This is a genomic window from Prochlorococcus marinus str. MIT 1013, assembly GCF_027359395.1.
GTDB classification, from domain to species: Bacteria; Cyanobacteriota; Cyanobacteriia; order PCC-6307; family Cyanobiaceae; genus Prochlorococcus_B; species Prochlorococcus_B marinus_E.
Window position 1 is genome coordinate 1198623 of sequence record NZ_CP114778.1, and the last position, 22321, is coordinate 1220943.

The following is a 22321-nucleotide window of genomic DNA, read 5'->3' on the forward strand; positions in this document are numbered from 1 at the left end:
ACTGAGTTCTCAAAATCCCCCCTCAAAATCCCCCTCCACATTTCCGCTCTCTATGGCACACTAAGGGAACGCTTGAAACTCTTTATATCTCTAAACCTTTACTAATAATGTATTTTTAATCTGTTTAGAACTGCTTAAAACCCTCTTACACCAAATAAGAACGGAGAGGGAGGACTTTCGTTTGAACCTGTATGCCCCCATTTGAACTTGATTGAACGGGTAATATTCAAAATTCGATTTACCAACAACAATACCAACAACACGTTAAAATGTTAACTAAGGATTGCTTTTTTGTCCTCAAATATATTATTTAAAAAATAAAAATACAATCAAGAATTCAAGATTTTTCTTTTATTTTAAAGTCATTTCTTCATAATTATTTGAACACATTTTTGAATATTTTTTTGCTTTATTTTGGAGTTCAGATAATCTTTGATTATTATATTTTGAATCGTTTTTACCCAATTCATAAAATTGATTTAACTGTTGATTAATTGTCTCAAAACTTGTCGGTACTTTAGAAAATCCCTTGATTATCGCAAAATCACGAACGACTGTTAACCTAGAGCAATTTTTTATATTTACATTGGAAAGAATACCTTCATGAAATAACTTTGCCATATGCGTTACACATAAATAAATCTTATTTGCACCAGAAAAAAATGGTACAAATCTTCTTGGTCTATCTATCTCACAAAAATCAAGAACTGCTGCTTCTATTCCTGGAAATTCAGGGTCTTGATAATCATCAACAACTATTATCCCATTATTTATGACATATGGAGAAAAAGATAATAGCGAATGAAAGACTTCATGATATTCATGCCCAGCATCAATATGAAGTATTCTTATTCCCTTTCCATCAATCTTTGCTTTTATATCATCATTATTTAATTCAGAAGTATCTGCTTTGATTAATTCATATTGAACATTTGCTCCGTAATTTTCTAATGCTAAGTTAGTAGATTCATAGAAATCTTCAGGAAATGTATCATACCCATATAAATTTTCAGTATCTTTTATAAAATGACTAAGGAAGGAGAATGATTTACCCTTATATACTCCTATTTCAACTATATGACCTTTGATATTATTTTTAGAATGCAATTCATTAAAAATTGCCAAAGAGAGCATATCTTGAGGAAAGAACCAACCTTCTAAATCATGTTCATCTTTTAAAAATCCATTTAGAACATTTACATCCATAGATATTGAATACCGCTTTTAAAATCATACATTGAAGCATCTACAAAACTAGTTTATCTAGTTCAAAAAACAGGAATCAATTAATTTGCTTTTACAGCAAAATTGATAGTTTTCAATTTGACAATGATATTTCCTAGTGCCAGAAAAATCTTACCAACAACACATTTCCTGAGATCTATTGCAGTAACTTAACTTCTTACCAACAACAATACCAACAACACGTGTTTGAGTTAGTATAAATCCGTCCGAATCCTTGTGAACCCCTTTAATAATTCATATCAGTAGTTTGAGCGATTATGAACTCTTCTGAATCCGTCTGAATCTAATGAAAAAAGGAGAGGGAGGACTTTTGAGTGACACCAAGTGGACTGTGGTGAAGCAGCATGACGCAAGTGGATGAGATTTTGGGGTTATTCCACCCAACACATTTAAAATGTTATTTAAGGAGAACGATTACACTCTAAAATATACTTTCAAAATGAAGAGAGGGACTCATTGTCGCTGAAGCAGAAGGGTCCCTTTCTTAATGCAAAAAATTAAGGTTTCCAATACTCATCCCATTCATCCTCAAGTTCTTTCTGCGATAAAGAGTTGTAGAAACCTCTCCACTTCTTTTCTGAATTTGCGTCAGTTGCACTCAATGACACCATGAGATCTATTGCTTCTTCTTTAGGAAAGGATTTGCCTTGATTTGATTTGAATATCACTTACGAAGCAATCTCTTCCCAAGGATCACGTGAAGACAGTTCCTTGAATGGTATCAATTTAAAATCACCTCTCCTGATACCACTACAGATCAATCCATCTGGATGTTCTCTCTTAAATATTTCAACTGCATCTTCTTTTCGTTCTGATGGAATAGTGACTTTATAAATCACATCACCTGAATCACGAATCTTATAAACAAAAATCCAATCATATTCTTTACTATCCATCATCAGTTCATGCTGACTAACTTTGTTTTAACTCACTTTGGTCTGATGAACCAATTACACAAATGGAAACAGGTGTTTTCTCTCATGTTCCAATGATTTTGTTTGATTAGAAATGGGTTGGAGTTCTAGCACTTGTCTTCCCGTAGGTCAGGGAAGTGGTTAGTTAAAGGGAATCGGATTGTTCACAAGGATAAACAAGTGCTGAACTTAAAGGGGGCAACCAAAATCTTGCCCCCTTCTTTATGCCTAAAAAATTTATATCAAAATTTAACTATGGGTTAAAAGAGATAACCAAATTGGATAACTTCAATCAAGTAGTTGATTGGGAAAACAGTTCTTTTTATCAATCAACTAATCAATCATCTAGCGTTATTAGTTAAGTATCAATAATCTCAGAAAGAGATTCAAATGGCACTTATGGTTAGTAGTAGAATTACTTCATACAGAAGTTCTTAGAAGATAATGGAATCTGCTGATAAAGATCAAGGGAAAAAGAATATACCTGAAGTCCAAACATTTACTGTTCCATTTACTTTAGCTGAAATCAAAGAAAATATTACTCTGAATACCAGTACTCCTTCTAAACCTTCTAAAGAACAAATAATAAATCAAGCAATTCAGTTTCATCTAAAAGGAAATATTCCAGAAGCAACAAAATATTATCAGTATTGTATAAATCAAGGTTTTAATGATTACCGAGTTTTATCTAATTATGGAATAATTTTACAAGGTCTTGGTAAATTACAAGAAGCAGAATTATCTATACGCAAAGCAATTGAAATTAAACCTGATTACGCAGAAGCACATTACAACCTAGGTAACATATTGAAGGAAATTGATAAGTTAAAAGAAGCAGAATTGTCATACCAAAAAGCAATTGAAATCAAACCTGATTTCAAAGAGGCGCATTATAATCTGGGAAACATATTGAAGGATCTTGGCAAATTAAAAGAAGCAGAATTTTCACTACGCAAAGTAATTGAAATCAAACCTAATTTCGCAGAAGCACATTCCAAGCTGGGAAACATTTTGTATGATCTTGGCAAACTAAAAGAAGCAGAATTATCTGCTCGCAAAGCAATTGAAATCAAACCTGATTTCGCAAATGCTCATTCCTATCTGGGAAATATTTTGAGAGATCTTGGCAATCTAGAAGAAGCAGAATTATCTATTCGAAAAGCAATTAATCTTGATTCTAAATCAGCAAAGTTTAAATTAAACTTAGGAATTTGTCAGTTTGCTCTTGGAGATATAAATTCTTCATTAGAAACACTAGACTTAGCTTATAGAATAGACCCTAATGATCAACAAATTAATAGTTTAAGGGCTATTCTAAAGGGAAGGAAAAGAAAAAATTCTAAAAGCCTAAGAGTCAAAAATATAATAGATTCTTTATATGAAGAAGAATCCAATTGGAATCCAATCGTTTTACATAGACCTGTAGAAGAAGAGCTAATTCAAAAGTTATATACACTTAAAGCCGAGGCATCTTACCGTCCAATATATGGAAATATCAAAGGATCAGACTATTCTTTATTCGAGAATGATATCCCCATATTAAGATGTTTTCGGGAAGATTTAATGAAAAGACTAAGTGACTATTTTGAATCAGAAATACATATCAAATCATCCTTTTTTAATATAATCAGACCAATAGATGGAGTTGGAGGGGGTAGCAAAATTCACGGACATTTAAATCCAATAGACAGAATACCCCAGATTGACATCGCAAAGCAGAAGTTTAGCTTAGTTTATTATTTATCTATAGGTGACAAAAGTGGCAAAGATCAAGGTATATTGAAATTCCATAATCCAAATAAAATCTTTCTACCCGAAGAGGGAATGATAGTTATTTTCCCAGCATCCAGATTACATTCTGTTTATTATGATGGGAAGAAAGATAGAGTTGTTTTAGCAGTTAATTTTTACTTGATATAATTATAATAAGTTATACTCTTAAAGACTCCTTTTAAGATAGAAGAAATGATGATCTACCTCAATTAATTGAGGAGTATTCAGAACAGTTCAACCTATCCAAAGCGAATACTATTGCTGAGATTCTTAGAGCGTTTCCAAAACTTCTTGCTTACAACCACAGAGTATTGGAGCAAGAAAACAGATTACTTCGCTTGCCCGAAGTATTAGAGAGAGTTCCAATAGAAGAGTTTTCGCAAACCTTTGATTATGGATTAAAAGACATCACCAAATTGGACGACTTCAATCAAGTAGTTGATTGGGAAAACAGTTCTTTTAATCAAGCAACTAATCAATAATCTAGCGTTATTAGTTAAGTATAAATAATCTCAGGAAGAGGTCAAACTGGCACTTATAGTATTAGTAGAATTACTTCATACACAAGTTCTTAGAAAATAATGGAATCTAGTGATAAAGATCAAGGAAAAAAGAATATACCTCAAGTCCAAACATTTACTGTTCCATTTCCTTTAGGGGAAAATAAAGACAATATCACTATTACTACTAATGCGCCTTCTAAACCTTCTAAACCTTCTAAACCTTCTAAATCTTCTAAATCTTCTAAATCTTCTAAATCTTCTAAGGAACAAATAATCAATCAAGCAATTAAGTTTCAGCTAGAAGGAAATATTCCAGAAGCAACAAAATGTTATCAGTATTGTATAAATAAAGGTTTTAATGATCACCGGGTTTTTTTTAATTATGGAACAATCTTAAAAGATCATGGTAAATTACAAGAAGCAGAATTATCTACTCGCAAAGCAATTCAAATTAAACCTGATTTCGCAGAGTCGCATTACAATCTAGGAAACATATTGAGAGATCTTGGCAACTTACAAGAAGCAGAATCGTCACACCGCAAAGCAATTGAAATCAAACCTGATTTCGCTGATGCTCATTACAATCTAGGAGACATATTGAGAAATCTTGGTAAAAAAGTTGAATCAAATAAATGTTATCAAAAAGCAATAGAATTGAAACCTTGGCATGTCGCAACCGCTTGGAAAATAAATAGTTAATATCTAGAAGGAATTATCTATTGTTTGAAGCTCTATAGATAAAGATTTTATTAATGATTTGGAGTAAAAGCTATTTAAACCTCCTATCTTTTCAATTACCTCTATTCTTGTTTTGATATTATAATCTATAATCTTTTCAAGTATATTATCTAAGTCAAATTTGACATTTATACTTTTAGATAAATAAGAAAGATAATTCATAGGAAAGTTCTTTAAATTAATATTTGCTATTGGTAAGCCTTCTATTATAAAACTTTTATTTATCCTAGGGAAATTTATTTGCTCTGTATCTAAATATTTTCCTTTACAGAAACATTTTAAGCCAGATTCACTTATCCTGAATTCAAGCGGTAATGAAAAAACCATTGGTTCCTGAACACTAAATCCACATAGAATCCATCTTGCCAAAGAACTCATATAACAATAATGATGTGTTATTTCTTGGTCTAATCTATCAATTTCAGGATGATATATACCCTCATTAGTATATAATAGAGTAGATGATTTTGGAGAATAGTTAACCAACTCTAGATATGGAGCTAAAACTATTTTCCCTTTAAATTTAAACCCTCTATTAATAAGAAAAGTTTTATGAATGAACTCATCAGAGAGCATATTATGTCTTTGATTAATATCAATTATTCCTTTTTCTCTCAAAAAATCTTTAATATGTTCAGGAAATTTAGCTAAATCTTTCTCAAAAGCTTCAGTTGATTCTTTACCTCCATTTCCCCAAGAAAAATGTTTTTGATAAAAATTAAAAAAATCGACTACTTCTTTTGAATAATCTGTACCATCTTTTATCTTTAATTGACCCTCCTTAAGAATAACATCTTCGCGATTTATTAAAAGATTACTAGGTACAAAAATTTTTGACTTTAGTTTAGGATCTACAGGAAATATTCCACGACCATTAATACCTACTTTTTGAAAAATATTTTCAGCTACTCCTCCACAACTTCTAAACTTAGATATTCCAATCTCCCATATTTGATCCATTCAGATGATTCATTATAAATATTGTTCATCATACCTTATATCAAAATAAATAATCTTAAAAATCGAGGAAACATTTAAAGAGAAAATCCAAATACCTTCAGAGCGATGTATCAAGCCTGGGTTTCTAAAGACGAATAAATAATTATTATAAAAATAAGAAAATCAAATGAGAGCACAAGGCATTTACTTAAATGTTTCAAGCAGAAATGATGATCTACCTCAATTAATTGAGGAGTATTCAGAACAGTTCAACCTATCCAAAGCGAATACTATTGCTGAGATTCTTAGAGCGTTTCCAAAACCTCTTGCTTACAACCACAGAGTATTGGAGCAAGAAAACAGACCATTTGGGAGGCTATTTTCTAATGCCGTATGAGAAAGAATAAAACCGCCTCCCAAGACGAGGAGTGGTTTGAGAGAGAGCAAAGAGAAGAGTTAGTGAATACATAGAACAGAGAATCCTATTTCTCATTTGGAGTAGAGAGCACCCACCGTTACGGGTGCTCTTTTTTTATGCCTTCTTTTAAGAAGAAAGAGGAAAAAAGAAACCCCCGCATCCTCAAAAAAGTTTCCCTACACGCAGCACCCGAAAAAGAAAGATATACCTGAGATCTCCCTTCCCTTCAGTAATTTCCATTCCCCCCCCCACACAGAACTCGGAATCTGTGGCACACTACGAACAGGTGCGAACTCTTTATTCTTCTAATCCCTTACTGCTACTGAGTTATTTCTGTTTTCTGAACTTATACGAACACGCCCGAACCAATAAAGAACGGAGAAGGAGTGATTCAGAATAAGAGGAAAAAGAACGGGATAGAACGGGTTGGGAAGAGATAAGGAGGGGAGGGCGATTAAATCCCCCTCCACAGAAAAATGTTACTTAAGAGCACTAATTAACCAAGCCTGACTAAAGAGATAAAAGACCCAAATACCTTGCCAAAAAACGAATTTTGCGCTATAAAATTTATATCAAAATTTAACTATGGGTTAAAAGAGATAACCAAATTGGATAACTTCAATCAAGTATTTGATTGGGAAAACAGTTCTTTTTATCAAGCAAGTTTCCATCTAACTCTATGAATTAAGTAACAATAATCTCAGTTAGAGTTTTAATAAGAATATACTGAGTAATAAAATTACTCAAATTAGAAGTTCTTAGAATATAATGGTATCTAGTAATAAAGAGCAAGGAAAGAACAAAGTCAATGAAGCAAAAACATTCAATGTTCCATTTGCTTTAGAAGAAATCAAAGAAAATCTTACTATTAATACTAATGCTCCTTCTAAACCTTCTAAACCTTCTAAAGAAAAAATAATCAATCAAGCATTACGGTTTCATTCACGAGGAAAGATTCAAGAAGCAGCAAAATATTATCAATATTTTATTAATCAAGGTATTAAAGATCACAGGATTTTTTCTAATTATGGAGTCATCTTAAAAAATCTTGGCAAATTACAAGAAGCAGAATTATCTCAACGCAAAGCAATTGAAATAAAACCTGATTACGCAGATGCGCATTTCAATCTGGGAAATGTATTGAGAGATCTTGGCAAATTAGAAGAAGCAGATTTATCTCAACGCAAAGCAATTCAACTGAATCCTAACTTCGCAGAAGCGTATTCCAATCTGGGAGGCATATTGATCTATCTAGGTAAATTACAAGACGCAGAATTATCTCTACGCAAAGCAATTGAAATAAAACCTGATTACGCAGAGGCATATTACAATCTTGGAAACATATTAATAGATCTTGGAAAACTAGAAGAAGCAGAATTATCTCTACGTAAAGCAATTGAAGTTAAACCTGATTACGCAATGGCACATGCCAATTTAGGCACCATAATGAAAGATCTTGGCAACTTACAAGAAGCAGAAATATTCACTCTCAAGGCAATTGAAATTAACTCTGATCTCGCCCAGGCGCATTACAATCTAGGAATCATATTAGAGGATTTGGGCAAATCAAAAGAATCATTAAGACATTGGATTAAGGCAGCTGAATTAAAGCCTAAAGATGAGAAATTAATTATAGGATTAGCTCATAATTTATGTTATGGGAACAAATATGAATTAGCATTAAAATATCTAAGTAAAAATCAATCTAATTCTTCTCAAAGTGTATATCTAGGTTGTTTACTATCTCTTGATAGGGAAAAAGAATTCAATGAGAAGTACAAAGTACTCTACGAGAAAAAAGTTTGCAATGCCGATATCGGAGGCATAGTAGCGCATGCCAATATTATTTACGGAAAACAATACGAATCGCATTTCTGTAATGAATCAATTAAGTATGTATTAATAGATAAAATAAATGAAGAATTATTCTCCGAAAGTAACTTAAATCAACTAATCGCTTATAATAAAATGAGTAAGAAGGAAGGGAAATCTCAGGTCCTTCTCAGTAATGGTATTCAAACTTCGGGGAATTTATTTTCATTAGACTACTCATTTATTAAAGCAATGAAAAAGGCTTTAGAAATGAAGATTGAACAATACAAACAAAAATTCAAAGATAGTGGGCAAGGTTTCATAAATAATTGGCCCGAAAGTTATGAACTTCGATCATGGATGATTAGCATGAAAACTGGTGGATTTCTGAAGAGCCACAATCATGAATATGGATGGATTACTGGTAGTTTTTACCTTCAAATTCCCAAATATAATGATAATAAGAATGATGATTCAGGTAACATAGCTTTTAGCTATCAAGGTCCTAGATATCCTAATAAAGACAAGAATTTTAATTTAACTGTTAAGAAACTAGAAACTAGAGATATTTGTATATTTCCTTCTTCTTTATTTCATCATACAATTCCGTTTGAAAGTTCAGAAGAACGTATATGTTTTGTTTTTGATTTAGTACAGAAATAAATTTTATTCAACTTTCTTATAATTACTCCATTTAATTAAATACCACTAACGAATTATTTCCCAGAAAACAAAATAAAACCAACTTACAAAACTGGGCAAGATTTGAAGAGAAGCATAAAGATCCTTTCAGAGCAGGGAATCTTATTTCTCTTGGATTAAAAGCATCTACTTGGTAGGTGCTTTTTTAATGCCTTAAGTAATAAACAGAGCACACATATCCACCCAAGAAACTTCAATCCCCCTCTGACGCAGCAAAAATCCCCCTCAACGAGCGTGAAACCGATTGGCATATCAGAGATCTCTCTCTCCTACTGAGTTCTTAAAATCCCCCTCAAAATCCCCCTCGCACTTTTCGTTCTGTATTGCACACTAAGGGACCGCTTGAAACTCTTTATCTCTCTAAACCTTTACTAATACTGTATTTTTAATCTGTTTAGAACTGCTTAAAACCCTCTTACACCAAATAAGAACGGAGAGGGAGGGATTCGAACCCTCGACAGAAGTTACCTCCTGTAACTCCTTAGCAGGGAGCCGCTTTCAACCACTCAGCCACCTCTCCATAATAAATACCTTATCAAGTCAACGCTCCAAAAAATTAGATTGTGCTTCTCTACAAATTTTAAGTGACAATCCTAGGAAGTCGATTCCTGAAACTGCAAAGAACTTCCCATGGAATTGATCCAGACAAATCACACCAATGCTGAGGAGAAAGAAAAACCTCACCATCAGTTCCAAGAAGTGTTAAAACTTGACCTGTTTTAGTATCTGGTTTGTCAGTTATATCAAAAACCATTTGATCCATTGCAATTGCGCCTACTTGAGGAACCAACACTCCATCTATCGAGGCTGAAATTTTCCCAGAAAGAGTTCTGCTTACTCCATCTGCATAGCCAATAGCTACTACGGCAAGCTTACTTTTTCTTTGGGTTTTAAAAAAATGTCCATAACCAACTCCTATCCCTTTTTCAACATCCCTAATCAAAGTAACTCGAGCCCTAACTTTCAAGGCTGGAGTAAGGTTTAAATCAGACTCAAACTCATTTAGAGGAAGGTAGCCATAGAGGCTAAGTCCTACACGAACCATGTCAAAATGAAGACGACTATCTGAAAGTGTTCCCGCCGAATTTGCGAGGTGTCTACATAGAGACTCATTTCTTTTGCTCAAATCTTTTAAAACCTTTTTAAATCTATTTAACTGAATCCAAGTAAAACTTATTTGAGTATTGTTTTCTAAATCTTTTTCAGCAATTGCCAAATGACTATATATACCTTTTAAAGATATGTTTTCTAAACAATCAATTTTAGAAATTAATTCTTCCACTTCATTACAATCACAGCCAAGTCTTGTCATACCTGTGTCAACTTTTAAATGAATAACAAATTTTTTATTATTATTTTCCGCGATATTATTGCAAATTATTGCCTCACGAATTCCACTAATTGTAGGAATCAGATCCCAGCAAAAGGAAGAATAAAGTTCTTCTGCATTTATTAAATTTCCAAGAATTAATATCGGACACTTCAAGCCAGCATTTCTTAATTGAATCCCCTCTTCTAAAGTTGCTACTCCAAGACTATCGGCGCCTCCAGTCAAAGCAGACTTAGCAACAGTCTCTGAACCATGTCCATATCCATCAGCTTTTACAACTGCCATTAATAAGCAATCTTTGCCAATAAAATTTTTCAAAACTCTTGCATTATTTTCTATAGCTTTCGAATCAACCTCAACCCATGCGCGACTTTGGGGATCAGGGCTCATTACATTTTCAGTCGTCCCATCAAAAGTGACAAATTTTTGACTTCTATTGATCTTTGTCATACTCAGCATGCAATCAATGTAATAAGGGAAACTGCAACAAGGTCGGAATACCACTAGCATGCCGCTTATATAGCTTGCTTGCATGGGTCAAGTTCTTGTTTTGAATGCGTCCTATGAGCCATTGAACATCACTTCATGGCGACGCGCGACTGTTTTAATGCTTAAAGGTAAGGCTGAAAGTCTTGAAGAAGATACTGCGCACAATATTAGACAAGATTTCAAAGCTCCTACCGTAATAAGATTAAGACAATTTATTAGAGTTCCATATCGAGATATTCCTCTATCTAGAAAAAATATATTTCAAAGAGACGATAACTGCTGTCAATATTGTGGGCAGAAAAATAAAAAGCTTTCAATTGATCATGTCTTACCTCGAAGCAGAGGTGGAATGGATAATTGGGAAAATGTGATTACTGCATGTCTTCAATGCAACGTAATGAAAGGTAATCGAACTCCTGAAGAAGCAAAGATGCCATTAAAAACAAAACCTTATAAACCTTTAAACAATATGAGTTTTGAAACTACAAAGCAAATTCACTCTGGTCGCCATCAGGAATGGAGTAAATATGTAATTGGGTGGGCAGCTTAGTTTTTTACTCTTCAGATTGATTGCTGAGCTCTTCCATTTGCCTTTTTTGTTCCTCTGCAACACAAGCTCCGATAACATCCTCTAATTGACCTGCTAGAACTTGTTCTAATGGGAAATTAATTCCTAATCTATGATCAGTTGTTCGATTATCTTTATAATTATAAGTCCTTATTTTTTCACTTCTATCACCTGTTCCAACCTGAGACAATCGAGCAGATCTTTCTTTTGCATTGGCTTCAGCTATTTCTAATTCTAATAATTTAGCTCTTAAAATCTCCATGGCTCTTTCTCTATTTTGCAGTTGAGAACGTTCCTGTGTACAGAAAACTCTTATACCTGATGGCTTATGAAATAAATCAATGGCTGTTTCCACTTTATTTACATTTTGCCCACCAGCGCCACCAGACCTTGCTGTACTAATTTCTAAGTCAGTAGATTCTATTTTAACCTCAACTGGATCAGCTTCTGGCATAACAGCAACAGTTGCAGTGGAGGTATGTACTCTCCCTTGAGATTCAGTTGAAGGAACTCTTTGAACTCTATGAACACCTGCTTCAAACTTTAATTGACTATAAACAGACTCTCCTTTAACTGAGATAATCATTTCTCGAAAACCACCCATATCAGCTTCTGTTGAACTAATAGGTTTTACATTCCAACCTAATTTTTGTCCATATCTCTCATACATTCTTGCCAAGTCACCAGCCCATAAACAAGCTTCATTTCCTCCCGCTCCAGCCCTTATCTCAAGCATCACACTTCTCTCATCTCTTGGATCTTTGGGTAAAAGAGCCAAAGTCAATTTTTGAATTAATTCATTTTTTGAAAGTTCAAGATTTTGGAGCTCTTCTCTAGCTAAAAGTTCCATTTCCTTGTCATCTCTGCTCTCTTTTACTAAACCTTTGGCTTCTAAACATTCTCTCTCTATTATTTGAAGTTTTAAATAATCATTAACCAAAGGTTCTAGTCGAGACCTCTCTCTAGCAATTTTCTCTAGTTGTTTAGGATCTGATGCAACATCGGGATCTGCAAGTTGCAACTCTAAATTTTGAAAACTACTTTTAGCTGTCTCTAAACGTTTTATGAGGGTTGAAGAATCCATTCTTTGAATGCCCTACCTAAATATTTCAATCAAAAGCTATCAACTTTCTTTTTTTTCTTTTGAAGATTCATCTTTTTCTTCATTTAAATCTGATGAAGCCATACCATATTTTCTCATAAATCTATCCACTCTTCCTTCCGTATCTAAAATCTTTTGAGTCCCTGTGAAGAAAGGATGATTTCCACTCCAAACATCAACCTGTATTTCTGGCTGCGTGGAACCTGTTGTCATGACAACTTCACCATTACAAATAACTTTTGCTTCTGGATACCAAGTTGGATGTATATCTGATTTAGGCATGATAAAAAAAGAGCAAGATAGAAGGTAAAAAATAAAATTATCTCTTTGAGAATTGTGGAGCTTTACGAGCTTTTTTTAGACCATATTTACGTCTCTCTTTTGCTCTAGGATCGCGACTAAGGTGACCCTCTACTTTAAGAGGCTTACGATTATCGAGAGATAATTCACACAAAGCTCTAGCAGCACCCTGCTTGATAGCATCTGACTGGCCAGTCAAACCACCACCAAATACATTAACTAGAACATCGTAAGATTCACTCAAACCTAATGTTTTCAAAGGAGCTTTTACAGCAGATATATAAGCGGGATTGAAATTCAAATAATGATCGCCTGGTCGACCGTTGATAACTATTTCACCTTTTCCAGGGGTTAACCTTACTCTCGCAACTGATGTTTTACGTCTACCAGTTCCCCAGTAAACTACATTGTTTGTGGAACTAGTCATTTCGCAACAGATTCAGAATTTAAAATGAGAGTCTTTGGCTCTTGGGCTGAATGGGGGTGATCAGAGCCTTTGTAGACTTTGAGCTTAGTAAATAATTGCCTTCCAAGCCTTGTGTGAGGAAGCATTCCTTTGATTGCCTTTTCCACTATCCTCTCTGGAATTCTAGATTGAAGAGCCTTAAAAGTTTCAACTTTCATTCCTCCAGGACGTCCAGAGTGTCTGCGATAAAGTTTTTGATCAGTTTTTCTGCCAGTTACTTTAATCTTTTCTGCATTTACAACAATCACAAAATCACCAGTATCTAAGTGAGGGGTGAAATTTGGTTTTGTTTTACCCCTAAGAACACTAGCAACTTCCGTTGCAAGTCTACCTAGGGTCTGATTCTCTGCATCCACAAGAAACCACTGGCGATCTATAGAATCCGGAGATGGAACGGATGTTTTGTTCATTTTTCCTGAACACCTTTAACGCTGAATAAGCATTATCGTTGTCATAATGCTGTTTTAAGGAAGTTATCAAGTCAAATAATTGATCTGATTCTTCGGAAAATTAATTCTACACTTTAATGGCTGAAAACTGGCCTTTTTGTTGGCATAAAATTTAAATTACTGATTTCATAAAACTCCAATCTCTGAATTACTCATAATTAATAGTTTTTAGTATTTTGATTAATCAAATATTGGGAGCGAAAAACTAGGAAACGTGTCAAAACTTTTCTCTTTTGAAAAGATTTTGTCCTCATAACCAACTCGAATCAAACAGAGTCCATGAGGTGGAGCAGCCTCCTTAACCTCAGAGCGCAAACCCTTTCTCCATATGTATTTAAACTTTTCAAGAGGAAGTCGTTTTTCTCCTACAGCAACTAATTGACCCATCAGGAGTCTGACCATTCCATATAAAAAGCCACTAGCTTGTATTTCAACTGTGACTATGTCACCATTACGGCAAATTGAAACATCTTGCACGGTGGTCAATGAATTAGTTCTATTACTTCCTGCTTTTTGAAAAGCTGAAAAATCATGTAAACCTAATAAGTCATTCAATGCATTATTCATTAAATCGACATCTAGTCTAAATCGATATTTAAGCCAACTGATATTTTGAAGAAAGAGATTTGGACAGGATCCGTTGAAGATAGTATATCTATATCTTCTATACTTCGCAGAATAACAAGCATGCCAATTCTTAGGAACACTCGCTGCTTCAAGGACTTTAATAGATGATGGAAGCCTGCCATTCAATGCTGATGGCCATTTATGAATAGGAATTGGACCTACGCAATCAAAATGAGCAACTTGTCCAGAAGCATGAACACCTGAATCAGTTCTGCCTGCTGCTATTACTTTGACTGGTCTAATGGGATCAAGTTCAGCAACTTTCTCTTCTAAAGTTCCTTGAACGGTTACTGAATCTTTTTGATTTTGCCAACCTCTGAATCCTGAGCCATCGTATTGAATAACTAGAGCAATTCTGTTAGTCAAATTAAAACTAAACAATCAACTTGGTGAAGAAATTAGAAAATATTGAATTACTTTTCCGAGGAATTAATACCCTATACAAGCTCAACAATAGCCATTTCAGAATTATCTCCTCTTCTTGGTGTAGTTCTCACGATTCTCGTGTATCCCCCTTGGCGATCACCATAACGCTCTTGGGCCTTTTCAAAAAGTGCATGAACCAATTGCTTATCGTATACATAACCAATAGCTCTTCTTCTTGAAGAAAGACTGCCATCCTTAGCCAAAGTAATCATTCTTTCAGTTTCATCTCTCAAAGCTTTTGCCCTAGCTTTGGTTGTAGTAACTCTACCTTCACGAATTAGTTGAGTAGTTAATCCTCTTAAAAGTGCCTTCCTTTGATCAGCAGGGCGACTCAGTTGTGGAATTCGACGTTGATGACGCATTTGATTAGCTTTGAAACGTAGTAGGAATAAAACTGAAAGTCATGCAGAAGTTCTACTTTGTGGAATAGAAATTCCAATTCTTTCTAGAGCTTCAATAACTTCATCAGCAGATTTAGAACCGAAGTTCTTAATTTCCAACAAATCCTCATAACTGAAACCCATCAAATCTGAAACAGAATTAACTTGGGCACGTTTTAGGCAGTTGTAAGCTCGTACAGATAAGTTTAGCTCTTCAAGGGGGATTTGAGCCTCTGCAGCAGGTTCTGGTTCCTCTGGAATCTCTTCTACCATTGAGACAGTTGCAAGAGGCTGAAAAAGTTCGATTAATTGATTCGCAGCTTCCGCTAATGCATCATCAGGAGAGGTAGATCCATCAGTAACTAGCTCCATCTTCAATCTTTCTCTAGTAGAACCTCCCTCAGCTACAGCAGTTTCATCAATAGTGAAATTAACTCTATTTATAGGCATAAAGACAGCATCAATTTGAAGCAAATCAATTGCGCTTGTCTCTTCATTCCTTCTATCAACGGGTCGATATCCAACACCTCTTTCTACATGTAATTCCAGTTCAAGGTTGTGACCCTCATGGACTGTTGCTATTGGACGATCACCATCAACAACGTCAACTTGAGATGAGAACTGAATATCCCTTGCTTTAACTTCAGCTGGACCAGTCACAACAATCCTTCCTATTTCAAGTTCTTGACTGCGACTATCAACGGCAATTTGTTTGCAATTTAGAAGAATGTCTAAAACGTCCTCTCTCACACCAGGGATGGTTGCATATTCATGATTTACACCTGCAATCCTAACGGCAGTAACTGCGCTGCCTTCGAGTCCGCCCATTAATACTCTGCGTAGAGAATTACCCAAAGTGGTTGCCTGACCTCTTTCAAGAGGTCCAATTAGGAAGACGCCTGTTTGGGAACGATCGTTAGAAACTTGATGATCGATCCTGTCAATCTGGTATTGCAACACGGTCTAATGCGATGTGGAAAAAAAAGAAAAGTTCACTAATGTGAATAGAATTTAAACGCGTCTGCGTTTAGGCCTCCTACAACCGTTATGAGGGAGAGGAGTTACATCTCTGATTAAAGTAATTTCAAGTCCAGCTACTTGCAATGCCCGTATTGCGGTTTCACGACCTGAGCCTGGACCTCTTACAAGAACTTCTATTTGTCGCATTCCTTGCTCTAAAGCTCTTCGGGCTGCAAGTTCAGCAGCGGTTTGAGCAGCGAAAGGAGTACCTTTTCGAGCCCCTTTAAATCCGCTTGCTCCAGCTGATGACCATGAAATGACTTCACCAGAAGTGTCAGTAATTGAGACAATGGTGTTATTGAAGGTACTTTGAATATGCACAACTCCATTTGGAACGTTGCGCTTTGATTTCTTAGAACCGGATTTCTTTGAGGTTGTAGCCATTTGGCTGTTCCTTATTTAAAAAGATTTAGTAAATTAACAAGTGGTAACAGGAGACTTAAGAAATTATTTCTTTCTTCCTGCAACAGTTTTCCTGGCTCCTCTACGAGTACGAGCATTAGTTCTAGTTCGCTGTCCACGAACAGGGAGACTCATTCTATGCCTACGTCCACGTACACATCCTATATCTTGAAGTCGTTTCAACGCCATTCCTTCTTGGCGCCTCAGATCTCCTTCAAGTGTGAATTCTTCAGTAACAGCTCTAAGCTTCTGAACATCACTATCGTCTAAATCCTTTACACGAATATCAGGATTAACTCCTGATTTTTCAAGGATTTTTTGAGCTCTGGTTAAGCCGATACCATAGATGTATGTAAGAGCAACTTCTACCCGCTTTTCGCGAGGTATGTCGATGCCTGAAATCCGTGCCACTTAGGAATAAAATCGAAGAGGACAATTAAAATCATCAAAATTAATGATGACATTGCTTAAGAAGTTAACGAGAAGAAAATTAATCGTTAAGGGCTTCTAAAAGAAGTCAGGAATCAGCCCTGACGCTGTTTGTTTCGAGGCCTTTTCTTGTTGATCACATAGATCCGGCCTCTGCGCCTAACGATCTGATCGTCAGGACTAATTTTTTTGACTGAGGATCTAACCTTCATTTGGTGAGACTCTCCTATTTCCAAACTATAACTTTACTACATCATCAGCCTAAAGCTTTCTCAATAGATGAAAAAACAACATCTATGTCAGCATTACCTTCTATCTCCTCAAGAATTCCTTGTTTGTTATACAAATCAATAAGAGGAGAAGTTTTATCTCTATATATTTGAAGTCTGTTAACAATTACTTGTTCATTATCATCTTGTCTTCCTCTTCCTAAAAGTCTTTTAATTAAATATTCGTCTGCAATTTTTATTAAAATCACACCTTCTAAAGGTTGATTGATTTTTTCTAAAAGAATTTTTAGAGAATTAGCTTGATTAACGTTTCGAGGGAAACCATCAAGCAACCAACCATCATTAATATTTAGCAATCTTCCCTCAACAATTGATAAAACTAATTCATCACTTACTAATTCTCCTTTATTCATAATCTCAGCAGCCTTAAGTCCTAATACAGATCCTGATGAAACCTCATCTCTAAGCAAATCTCCAGTTGAAAGATGATTTAATCCGTATTTCTTGCAAAAAAGATTTGCTTGGGTGCCTTTACCTGCCCCAGGTGGACCAAGGAATAATAGTTTCTTTTTCATATGAAAATCATAGTAAAGATTTTATTGACGTACTAATCCTTCATATCTTTGAGATATCACATATGTCTGAACCTGCTTAGATGTATCTATTGCAACTCCTACCAAAATTAACAATGAAGTGGCTCCAAGCCCTTGAAAAGTTTGAACATTAGTTGCTCTCTCTACTGCAGCAGGAACAATTGCTACTGAGCCAAGAAACAATCCGCCTAGAAGAGTTAGACGGTTTTGAACACCTGAAAGGTAATTAGAAGTAGACCCTCCTGGCCTTACACCTGGGATTGCGACACCACCTTTTTTTAAATTAGACGCAATATCTATTGGATTAATTGTTAAGGAAGCATAAAAATAAGCGAATCCCAAAATCAATGCAAAAAAGGTTATTGCATATGGCCATGGATTAGACGAACCTGGATTCAGTGAACTAGCAGCCTTAATAAGTAAGGGGTTTTGAGTGAAATTTGCAATTGTTATTGGAAGAAAAATCAATGCAGAGGCAAAAATTATTGGCATGACACCTCCCGCATTCAACTTAAGAGGAAGGTAACTTTGTCTACTTGGCAAGAGGGCTGTTCCTCCCATTTGACTTTTTGCACTTACGATAGGAATTCTTCTAGCGCCTTCTTGAACAAAAATAATACCTACTATGGTTATTAAAAAAACTATCAAAAGAATTATTATTCCAAGAACATCTGCTCGATCACCAGTCTGAGCTTTTTCAATAGTAGAGCTAAGTGCCTTAGGCAAAGTTGCAACAATATTCAAAAAAATAACTAAAGAAGCTCCTTGGCCTATTCCTTTATCAGTAATAATCTCACTGAGCCACATAACTATCATCGATCCAGTAACTAATGCCAGAGATGTTTGAACAACAAATTCAGTTTCTCCAAGGCCTTCGACTGAATATTGTCTAAGAATTAAGGCAAAAACTGTACTTTGTACTAATCCCCACCCTAAAGCAACATATCTAGTGATTTGAGCAATCTTCCTTCTTCCTGCTTCCCCCTCGTTTTTCTGTAGGTCTTCTAATTGAGGTAAAGAAGCTGTGAGCAACTGTATAATTATTGATGCATTAATGAATGGCAGAATACCTAATGCAAAAATACCCAAAGTTGAAATACCACCGCCTGTGAAAATATCAAGAAATCCAATTAGTTGCCCGCCTTGATCAATAAAAGTTTTAAAAGCCTCCCTATCTATTCCAGGCATAGGAATATAAATTCCCAATCGAACAATTAATAATAAACCCAAGGTAGTAAAAACTCTTCCTCTAAGTTCCTCGTTACTTAAAAGCTGAGTAATTACTTCACCTGCACTTGGATTTCGACCACGACTAATTAACATTGAATTATGTGAATTTATTTAATGCTAATGTATAAAAAAGAATTTTTAATAAAAAATAAATTAGGTGTATAACTCACATGTCCCTCCAACGTCTTCAATTTTCTTTTTGGCCGATGTTGTAAACGCTGCAGCTTGAACAGTCAATTTCACTTCTAATTTACCGTTACCGAGAATTTTGAGAGGATTTTTTGGCTTTGTCAAAATACCTTCTTTCACCAATAAATCAAGATTAACAACAGTTCCTGCTTTCAATTCATTCAAACTGGAAACGTTGAGAACAGTAAAACTTTTCTGATTAACTATTGGGAAATGTTTTAATTTTGGTACCCGCCTATATAAAGGCATTTGACCACCCTCAAATCCTGGCCGAGTAGGTCTTCCAGATCGGGATTTTTGCCCCCTCATTCCAAATCCGCAACTAGCTCCTTGTCCAGCAGCTATACCACGACCTTTCCGCATTTTTTTACGCCTAGATCCTTTATTTGATTGAAGGGATTCCAATTTAATAGTCATGATTTTTAAGAATAAATCTGCTCAAGTGAAATACCACGCTCTTTGGCTGTGGCTTTATGAGTTCTCAACTCACTTAATGCAACCATTGCCGCACGAGCATTATTAAGAGGGGTCTTACTACCTAATCTCTTAGCAAGTACATTTTTTATTCCGGCCAATTCTAAAACAGTACGAATTGAGCCCCCTGCAATTACACCCGTACCAGGAGCTGCAGGACGTATCAATACACTTGCTGCTCCATCTCTACCATTAGAGAGAGTTGGAATGGAGTTGTTTCTCGTTAGAGGGACACGAACCAAATGTTTTTTTCCATCAGCTACACCTTTACGAACAGCTCCAATGACATCTCCTGCTTTTCCTACTCCAACTCCAACTTGACCTTTTTCATTTCCTACTACAACTATCGCCCTAAAACTCATTTTTTTCCCCCCTTTGACTGTTTTCGAAACTCTTCTAATTTGGACAACGCGTTCCTGCCATTCAGAGTCTCTTTCTTGTCCTCTTCTGTCTCTCCTTCCTCCACGTTTATCGCCTCTATTTCGACGGTTTTCCTGCCTTCCATCTGCAGCAGGAGGAGCATCTGATGAACCAGAAGTTCTTTTATTTTGAGACTGGTTTTTGGTGTCTGTCATTATTAAAGCAATAATTAAAAGTTCAAGCCTGCCACTCTGGCAGCGTCGGCTAGAGCTTTAACCCTGCCATGATAGATGTTCCCACCTCTATCAAAGATAACTTGTTTGATGCCTTTTGATAAAGCTTTTTTCGCAACAAGCTCACCTACTGCTGTAGAGGCATCACAACTTCCAGCATTGGCTGTTAACGAAGATTTCAAGTCTTTATCCAGGGTTGATGCAGCACATATAGTGTTTTGAGCATCATCATCTATTATTTGAGCATAGATGTGGTTGTTAGAACGAAAAACAGCAAGTCTTGGTCGAGCTTCTGTTCCGCTTAAGTTTCTCCTCAAGCGTTTATGTCGTTTTTGTGTCTGTTGTTTTCTTGAGAGTTTTGACATGGCTAAAAAATTTTAAAAAACAAATAAGCAAGATTAAGCTTTGCCAGACTTACCAGCTTTTCTAATTATCTGTTCTCCTTCATATTTGATTCCCTTCCCTTTATAAGGTTCTGGAGGTCTAATTGCTCTTATTTTGGCAGCTTCATTGCCAACTAATTCTTTATCAGATCCAGTGACAGTAACATTTGTATTATTTTCAACTTTGAAAGTTATACCTTCTGGAGGCACAACCTCAACAGGATGACTATAACCGGCGCTAACGACAAGAGTTTTTCCTTTTACTTGGGCTCTTGAGCCAACACCAACAATCTCAAGTTTTTTTGTAAAACCATTACTAACTCCTTCAACCATATTGGCCACAAGCGATCTACATAGCCCATGCATTTCCCTGGACTGTCTCTTTTCGTTTATTGGTTTAACAACAATAGTGTTGTCTTCTTTGCTTAGGCTTACTCCATCAGGAAGAGTTCGTTGCAATTCACCTTTTGGACCTTTAACAGTAATAGAAAGTCCTTCAAGTTTTACATCTACCTTTTCAGGAAGGGAGATTGGTTTTTTTCCAGTACGAGACATAATAAATACCTAATCAATCAACAGACATAGCAGAGGACTTCTCCTCCAACACCTTGTTTACGAGCGTCACGATCACTCATGACTCCCTTAGAGGTAGAAATTATTGCGACTCCAAGGCCTCCTAATACTTTTGGTAATCCTCGAGTATTTTTATAAATCCTTAATCCTGGTTTACTCACTCGTTGCATTGAACGAATAATGGGTGAGCGGTGCTTACCAGTATATTTCAATCCAAGAATGAGCTGCTTTCGAAAGCCTTCTCCTTCTTCATTGATATCTGCAATAAATCCCTCTCGCTGAAGAACCTTAGCGATACTAAGAGACATTCTTGAAGCAGGGACTTTAGTTTTTTCATGCCGTTTTTCACTTGCATTTCGTATGCGAGTGAGCATGTCTGAAATTGGATCGTGGTTGGCCATAGTATTTAGCTAATCAAACTCAATTTTTACGGAAGGGCATTCCCATTTCACTAAGAAGAGCCTTACCTTGTTCATCAGAGGAAGCACTGGTCACAATTGTGATATCCATGCCTCTAATGGTGTCGACTTTGTCAAAAGTAATTTCAGGGAAAATAAGTTGCTCTTTGACTCCAATGGTGTAATTTCCTCGGCCATCAAAGCTTTTTGGACTGACACCACGAAAATCTCTGATTCTTGGAAGTGCCAAATTAATGAACCTTTCCAAAAATGCATACATTCGATCACCTCTAAGTGTGACTGCGCAACCTATAGGCATTCCCTGTCTGATCTTAAATGTAGCAATAGCTTTTTTGGCCCTTGTCACAAGAGCTTTTTGCCCAGAAATTGTTGCCATTTCTGCTAGAGAAGCTTCTAAAGCTTTTGAATTAGATGCAGCTTCACCAAGTCCTCTATTTAAAGTGACTTTCTGCACCTTTGGAACTTGATGAACATTTTTCAGACCAAGATCTTTTAAAAGCTTTGGTCTTATTGTCTCTCGATAGCGGGTTTTTAGTGACATGGCTGGAAAAAAAGTTGACTCTGGTCTTGGTCAGAATTCAATTAGGTAAGAAAGTCTGCTTTAG

General features: G+C 35.6%; 29 protein-coding genes and 1 tRNA gene. 6 read left to right on the plus strand and 24 right to left on the minus strand.

Features of this window, described 5'->3' with window-relative positions; genetic code table 11:
• Positions 1-351: 351 nt before the first annotated feature.
• The 3 genes from O5633_RS07140 to O5633_RS07150 form a co-directional block, all read right to left on the minus strand.
• Complete coding sequence (locus O5633_RS07140) at positions 352-1206, minus strand: class I SAM-dependent methyltransferase (protein ID WP_269608945.1); 855 nt, start codon at positions 1204-1206, stop codon at positions 352-354.
• 536 nt (positions 1207-1742) lie between these two features.
• Complete coding sequence (locus O5633_RS07145; protein WP_269608946.1) at positions 1743-1913, minus strand: hypothetical protein; 171 nt, start codon at positions 1911-1913, stop codon at positions 1743-1745.
• Entirely contained in the window at positions 1914-2144 is a 231-nt protein-coding gene (locus O5633_RS07150; RefSeq protein WP_038654304.1) for a hypothetical protein, read from the minus strand. It lies immediately after the preceding gene.
• A gap of 459 nt (positions 2145-2603) precedes the next feature.
• On the opposite strand from O5633_RS07150, the gene O5633_RS07155 reads away from it, so the two are divergent.
• The 3 genes from O5633_RS07155 to O5633_RS07165 all read left to right on the plus strand — a co-directional run bounded on the left by O5633_RS07155 (position 2604) and on the right by O5633_RS07165 (position 5134).
• Positions 2604-4079, plus strand: a complete 1476-nt coding sequence (locus O5633_RS07155; RefSeq protein ID WP_269608947.1) for a tetratricopeptide repeat protein — start codon at positions 2604-2606, stop codon at positions 4077-4079.
• Between the two features lie 164 nt (positions 4080-4243).
• The gene (locus O5633_RS07160; RefSeq protein ID WP_269608948.1) at positions 4244-4414 is read left to right on the plus strand and encodes a hypothetical protein; all 171 of its coding nucleotides are present in this window, start codon (positions 4244-4246) and stop codon (positions 4412-4414) included.
• Positions 4415-4513: 99 nt separating this feature from the next.
• Positions 4514-5134, plus strand: a complete 621-nt coding sequence (locus O5633_RS07165; RefSeq protein WP_269608949.1) for a tetratricopeptide repeat protein — start codon at positions 4514-4516, stop codon at positions 5132-5134.
• A gap of 3 nt (positions 5135-5137) precedes the next feature.
• Here the strand turns inward: O5633_RS07165 and O5633_RS07170 are convergent, their stop codons facing one another.
• Positions 5138-6133, minus strand: coding sequence for a hypothetical protein (locus tag O5633_RS07170; RefSeq protein WP_269608950.1), 996 nt, complete (start codon positions 6131-6133; stop codon positions 5138-5140).
• A gap of 166 nt (positions 6134-6299) precedes the next feature.
• Here O5633_RS07170 and O5633_RS07175 point away from each other — a divergent pair, with 166 nt between their 5' ends.
• Both O5633_RS07175 and O5633_RS07180 read left to right on the plus strand, forming a co-directional pair.
• Positions 6300-6509 (plus strand): hypothetical protein, encoded by a 210-nt coding sequence (locus O5633_RS07175; RefSeq protein ID WP_269608951.1) that lies wholly within the window; start codon positions 6300-6302, stop codon positions 6507-6509.
• Positions 6510-7298: 789 nt separating this feature from the next.
• Positions 7299-9005: a tetratricopeptide repeat protein gene (locus tag O5633_RS07180; protein ID WP_269608952.1), complete on the plus strand. Its 1707-nt coding sequence runs from the start codon at positions 7299-7301 to the stop codon at positions 9003-9005.
• 470 nt (positions 9006-9475) lie between these two features.
• Here the strand turns inward: O5633_RS07180 and O5633_RS07185 are convergent.
• A tRNA-Ser gene (locus O5633_RS07185) sits at positions 9476-9564 on the minus strand.
• 60 nt (positions 9565-9624) lie between these two features.
• Complete coding sequence (alr, locus tag O5633_RS07190) at positions 9625-10833, minus strand: alanine racemase (RefSeq protein WP_269608953.1); 1209 nt, start codon at positions 10831-10833, stop codon at positions 9625-9627.
• A gap of 73 nt (positions 10834-10906) precedes the next feature.
• Here alr and O5633_RS07195 point away from each other — a divergent pair, with 73 nt between their 5' ends.
• Positions 10907-11413, plus strand: a complete 507-nt coding sequence (locus O5633_RS07195) for an HNH endonuclease (RefSeq protein WP_269608954.1) — start codon at positions 10907-10909, stop codon at positions 11411-11413.
• Positions 11414-11417: 4 nt separating this feature from the next.
• Here O5633_RS07195 and prfA read toward each other — a convergent pair whose 3' ends face one another.
• The 18 genes from prfA to rplE all read right to left on the minus strand — a co-directional run bounded on the left by prfA (position 11418) and on the right by rplE (position 22257).
• Complete coding sequence (gene prfA / locus O5633_RS07200; protein ID WP_269608955.1) at positions 11418-12515, minus strand: peptide chain release factor 1; 1098 nt, start codon at positions 12513-12515, stop codon at positions 11418-11420.
• A gap of 39 nt (positions 12516-12554) precedes the next feature.
• Complete coding sequence (gene rpmE, locus O5633_RS07205) at positions 12555-12815, minus strand: 50S ribosomal protein L31 (RefSeq protein WP_269608956.1); 261 nt, start codon at positions 12813-12815, stop codon at positions 12555-12557.
• A gap of 37 nt (positions 12816-12852) precedes the next feature.
• The gene (gene rpsI, locus O5633_RS07210) at positions 12853-13260 is read right to left on the minus strand and encodes a 30S ribosomal protein S9 (RefSeq protein WP_269608957.1); all 408 of its coding nucleotides are present in this window, start codon (positions 13258-13260) and stop codon (positions 12853-12855) included.
• Positions 13257-13709, minus strand: coding sequence for a 50S ribosomal protein L13 (rplM, locus tag O5633_RS07215; RefSeq protein WP_269608958.1), 453 nt, complete (start codon positions 13707-13709; stop codon positions 13257-13259). The genes rpsI and rplM overlap by 4 nt, the downstream gene beginning before the upstream one ends.
• 219 nt (positions 13710-13928) lie before the next feature.
• Complete coding sequence (gene truA, locus O5633_RS07220; RefSeq protein WP_269608959.1) at positions 13929-14741, minus strand: tRNA pseudouridine(38-40) synthase TruA; 813 nt, start codon at positions 14739-14741, stop codon at positions 13929-13931.
• Between the two features lie 71 nt (positions 14742-14812).
• Positions 14813-15163, minus strand: coding sequence for a 50S ribosomal protein L17 (gene rplQ / locus O5633_RS07225; RefSeq protein ID WP_158467287.1), 351 nt, complete (start codon positions 15161-15163; stop codon positions 14813-14815).
• A gap of 39 nt (positions 15164-15202) precedes the next feature.
• Entirely contained in the window at positions 15203-16141 is a 939-nt protein-coding gene (locus tag O5633_RS07230) for a DNA-directed RNA polymerase subunit alpha (protein ID WP_269608960.1), read from the minus strand.
• A gap of 51 nt (positions 16142-16192) precedes the next feature.
• Positions 16193-16585 carry a 30S ribosomal protein S11 gene (gene rpsK, locus O5633_RS07235; RefSeq protein WP_011295451.1) on the minus strand — a complete coding sequence of 131 codons (393 nt, stop codon included), beginning with the start codon at positions 16583-16585 and terminating at the stop codon, positions 16193-16195.
• 63 nt (positions 16586-16648) lie between these two features.
• A complete protein-coding gene (rpsM, locus tag O5633_RS07240; RefSeq protein ID WP_269608961.1) occupies positions 16649-17014 on the minus strand; it encodes a 30S ribosomal protein S13 in 366 nt (121 codons plus the stop codon).
• A gap of 113 nt (positions 17015-17127) precedes the next feature.
• A complete protein-coding gene (rpmJ, locus tag O5633_RS07245) occupies positions 17128-17244 on the minus strand; it encodes a 50S ribosomal protein L36 (protein ID WP_011295453.1) in 117 nt (38 codons plus the stop codon).
• Between the two features lie 44 nt (positions 17245-17288).
• The gene (locus O5633_RS07250) at positions 17289-17837 is read right to left on the minus strand and encodes an adenylate kinase (protein WP_269608962.1); all 549 of its coding nucleotides are present in this window, start codon (positions 17835-17837) and stop codon (positions 17289-17291) included.
• A gap of 21 nt (positions 17838-17858) precedes the next feature.
• Positions 17859-19178 carry a preprotein translocase subunit SecY gene (secY, locus tag O5633_RS07255; protein ID WP_269608963.1) on the minus strand — a complete coding sequence of 440 codons (1320 nt, stop codon included), beginning with the start codon at positions 19176-19178 and terminating at the stop codon, positions 17859-17861.
• A 60-nt stretch (positions 19179-19238) separates the two neighbouring features.
• On the minus strand, positions 19239-19691 hold the full coding sequence (rplO, locus tag O5633_RS07260) for a 50S ribosomal protein L15 (protein WP_269608964.1): 453 nt from the start codon (positions 19689-19691) through the stop codon (positions 19239-19241).
• Positions 19692-19696: 5 nt separating this feature from the next.
• Positions 19697-20323 (minus strand): 30S ribosomal protein S5, encoded by a 627-nt coding sequence (gene rpsE, locus O5633_RS07265; RefSeq protein WP_269608965.1) that lies wholly within the window; start codon positions 20321-20323, stop codon positions 19697-19699.
• 14 nt (positions 20324-20337) lie between these two features.
• Entirely contained in the window at positions 20338-20706 is a 369-nt protein-coding gene (gene rplR / locus O5633_RS07270; RefSeq protein ID WP_269608966.1) for a 50S ribosomal protein L18, read from the minus strand.
• A 33-nt stretch (positions 20707-20739) separates the two neighbouring features.
• The gene (gene rplF / locus O5633_RS07275; RefSeq protein ID WP_269608967.1) at positions 20740-21279 is read right to left on the minus strand and encodes a 50S ribosomal protein L6; all 540 of its coding nucleotides are present in this window, start codon (positions 21277-21279) and stop codon (positions 20740-20742) included.
• 17 nt (positions 21280-21296) lie between these two features.
• The gene (rpsH, locus tag O5633_RS07280; RefSeq protein WP_269608968.1) at positions 21297-21698 is read right to left on the minus strand and encodes a 30S ribosomal protein S8; all 402 of its coding nucleotides are present in this window, start codon (positions 21696-21698) and stop codon (positions 21297-21299) included.
• Positions 21699-21717: 19 nt separating this feature from the next.
• Positions 21718-22257 (minus strand): 50S ribosomal protein L5, encoded by a 540-nt coding sequence (rplE, locus tag O5633_RS07285; protein ID WP_269608969.1) that lies wholly within the window; start codon positions 22255-22257, stop codon positions 21718-21720.
• Positions 22258-22321: the final 64 nt, after the last annotated feature.

What these genes read in the sequence shown, in the direction of transcription:
- rplQ (WP_158467287.1), bottom strand. Translation starts at nt 15,163, where the DNA reads ATGCGTCATCAACGTCGAATTCCACAACTGAGTCGCCCTGCTGATCAA.
- rpsK (WP_011295451.1), bottom strand. Translation starts at nt 16,585, where the DNA reads ATGGCTACAACCTCAAAGAAATCCGGTTCTAAGAAATCAAAGCGCAAC.
- O5633_RS07140 (WP_269608945.1), bottom strand. Translation starts at nt 1,206, where the DNA reads ATGGATGTAAATGTTCTAAATGGATTTTTAAAAGATGAACATGATTTA.
- secY (WP_269608963.1), bottom strand. Translation starts at nt 19,178, where the DNA reads ATGTTAATTAGTCGTGGTCGAAATCCAAGTGCAGGTGAAGTAATTACT.
- rplE (WP_269608969.1), bottom strand. Translation starts at nt 22,257, where the DNA reads ATGTCACTAAAAACCCGCTATCGAGAGACAATAAGACCAAAGCTTTTA.
- rpmE (WP_269608956.1), bottom strand. Translation starts at nt 12,815, where the DNA reads ATGCCTAAATCAGATATACATCCAACTTGGTATCCAGAAGCAAAAGTT.
- prfA (WP_269608955.1), bottom strand. Translation starts at nt 12,515, where the DNA reads ATGGATTCTTCAACCCTCATAAAACGTTTAGAGACAGCTAAAAGTAGT.
- rpsI (WP_269608957.1), bottom strand. Translation starts at nt 13,260, where the DNA reads ATGACTAGTTCCACAAACAATGTAGTTTACTGGGGAACTGGTAGACGT.
- O5633_RS07175 (WP_269608951.1), top strand. Translation starts at nt 6,300, where the DNA reads ATGAGAGCACAAGGCATTTACTTAAATGTTTCAAGCAGAAATGATGAT.
- O5633_RS07170 (WP_269608950.1), bottom strand. Translation starts at nt 6,133, where the DNA reads ATGGATCAAATATGGGAGATTGGAATATCTAAGTTTAGAAGTTGTGGA.
- alr (WP_269608953.1), bottom strand. Translation starts at nt 10,833, where the DNA reads ATGCTGAGTATGACAAAGATCAATAGAAGTCAAAAATTTGTCACTTTT.
- rpsH (WP_269608968.1), bottom strand. Translation starts at nt 21,698, where the DNA reads ATGGCCAACCACGATCCAATTTCAGACATGCTCACTCGCATACGAAAT.
- O5633_RS07180 (WP_269608952.1), top strand. Translation starts at nt 7,299, where the DNA reads ATGGTATCTAGTAATAAAGAGCAAGGAAAGAACAAAGTCAATGAAGCA.
- rpmJ (WP_011295453.1), bottom strand. Translation starts at nt 17,244, where the DNA reads ATGAAGGTTAGATCCTCAGTCAAAAAAATTAGTCCTGACGATCAGATC.
- rplO (WP_269608964.1), bottom strand. Translation starts at nt 19,691, where the DNA reads ATGACTATTAAATTGGAATCCCTTCAATCAAATAAAGGATCTAGGCGT.
- O5633_RS07150 (WP_038654304.1), bottom strand. Translation starts at nt 2,144, where the DNA reads ATGATGGATAGTAAAGAATATGATTGGATTTTTGTTTATAAGATTCGT.
- O5633_RS07250 (WP_269608962.1), bottom strand. Translation starts at nt 17,837, where the DNA reads ATGAAAAAGAAACTATTATTCCTTGGTCCACCTGGGGCAGGTAAAGGC.
- rplR (WP_269608966.1), bottom strand. Translation starts at nt 20,706, where the DNA reads ATGTCAAAACTCTCAAGAAAACAACAGACACAAAAACGACATAAACGC.
- rpsE (WP_269608965.1), bottom strand. Translation starts at nt 20,323, where the DNA reads ATGACAGACACCAAAAACCAGTCTCAAAATAAAAGAACTTCTGGTTCA.
- O5633_RS07195 (WP_269608954.1), top strand. Translation starts at nt 10,907, where the DNA reads ATGGGTCAAGTTCTTGTTTTGAATGCGTCCTATGAGCCATTGAACATC.
- O5633_RS07165 (WP_269608949.1), top strand. Translation starts at nt 4,514, where the DNA reads ATGGAATCTAGTGATAAAGATCAAGGAAAAAAGAATATACCTCAAGTC.
- O5633_RS07155 (WP_269608947.1), top strand. Translation starts at nt 2,604, where the DNA reads ATGGAATCTGCTGATAAAGATCAAGGGAAAAAGAATATACCTGAAGTC.
- rplF (WP_269608967.1), bottom strand. Translation starts at nt 21,279, where the DNA reads ATGTCTCGTACTGGAAAAAAACCAATCTCCCTTCCTGAAAAGGTAGAT.
- rplM (WP_269608958.1), bottom strand. Translation starts at nt 13,709, where the DNA reads ATGAACAAAACATCCGTTCCATCTCCGGATTCTATAGATCGCCAGTGG.